The sequence below is a fragment of the Mycobacterium sp. ENV421 genome (assembly GCF_002887815.1).
Lineage (GTDB): Bacteria > Actinomycetota > Actinomycetes > Mycobacteriales > Mycobacteriaceae > Mycobacterium.
The window spans coordinates 1-1,300 of record NZ_PDHO01000123.1; the positions used below are offsets into that span (position 1 = coordinate 1).

At 63.2% G+C, this 1,300-nt stretch carries 2 protein-coding genes; both read right to left on the minus strand.

Annotated elements, in window-relative coordinates; genetic code table 11:
* Positions 1–31: 31 nt before the first annotated feature.
* On the minus strand, positions 32–967 hold the full coding sequence (locus CRM90_RS29955) for an IS3 family transposase (protein ID WP_005143060.1): 936 nt from the start codon (positions 965–967) through the stop codon (positions 32–34).
* The gene (locus tag CRM90_RS29960; RefSeq protein WP_005143061.1) at positions 964–1,254 is read right to left on the minus strand and encodes a transposase; all 291 of its coding nucleotides are present in this window, start codon (positions 1,252–1,254) and stop codon (positions 964–966) included. Before CRM90_RS29960 ends, CRM90_RS29955 begins: the two co-directional genes overlap by 4 nt.
* Between the last annotated feature and the right edge of the window lie 46 nt (positions 1,255–1,300).

Consider the following 1,300-nt stretch of genomic DNA (forward strand, 5'->3'; position numbering starts at 1 on the left):
CTGTGGTTCCCCCGAAATCGTGGAGGGTTTCCTATGCCGCTTCGGGCTTGGTCTTGGATTCCCTGATCTCGTAGTTGACGGGCGATAGCCCGTCGGCGGCACTGTGGCGGCGTTGGTGATTGTAGAAGGTGTAGCACCAGTCGATTACCACAGCCTGCGCATGGATAGTATCACGGAAACGATTGCGGGACAAGACTTCCCATTCCAAGGAAGAGAAGAACGCCTCCGCGGCAGCATTATCGAAACACGATCCGACCCGGCCCATTGACTGCCGAATCCCCAACTGGCGGCACAGCGTGGTGAACGCGTGTGCGGTGTAGGTGCTACCGCGATCGGTATGGAATATGACCCGCTCGGAGTCCTCATCGCGCCAGATCACTTGGCGGCCGCCGCGCGCGGCCACAGCCATCTTGATCGCCGCACACGCCAACTCGGCATCCGGATGCAGGCCCATGGCTGCCCCCAGCAGCCGGCGGCTGTAGAGGTCGATCACGGTCGCCAGATACAGCTTCTGGCCGGACTCAGTGGGGATCTCAGTCATGTCACCGACCCATTTGCGGTTCGGCGTAGCCGCGGTGAAGTCTCGTTTGACCAGGTCAGGAAACTTCGGTGCCGTCTTGTCCTGCTTGGTGAGCCCATTGCGGCGCTTGATGCGGCGCGCCACCAAACCCTGGCGGCGCATCGAGTCGGCCACCGTCTTTTCCGACACTTCCCAACCCAGATCGCGCAGGTCAGCGACCAGCCGCGGCGAACCATGCAGCCCCTTGGCCGCCGTGAACGCCGCGGCGACCGCGCTATCGAGGTGCGCGCGGCGCCGATCGGTGTCGGTATGCAACCCATCAGAGTTCTCAGCACGGCTAATCCACTTGTAGAACCACGACACGCTCACACTGAGCAGAGCGCACGTGATCGTATGCGGCACCCGGTATTTGGTCCTCTGGTCGGCGATGAAGCGTGCCACGCTCACTTCGTCGCCTCCTTCACCCACAGGACCACTGATCGCTTGAGGACATCGCGCTCCATCCGCAGCTCAGCGTTCTCGCCGCGCAGGCGTTTGAGCTCCTCCATGTCATCGCGGGTCAGCTCGCCCCGGCCCTCGCGGGCCTCGCGGTCCTGGGCAACCCAGTTGCCCAGCGTGCCCTCGTGGATCCCCAGGTCCCGCGCGACCTGGGCGATCGGCTTACCCGTCTCAAGCACGATCCGCACAGCGCCCTCACGGAACTCCCGGTCGTACTTCTTCCGTTTCTCTGACATCGCTACTCCTTATAGCCGATGCCTCCACGGTCTCGGGGGAAGGCCA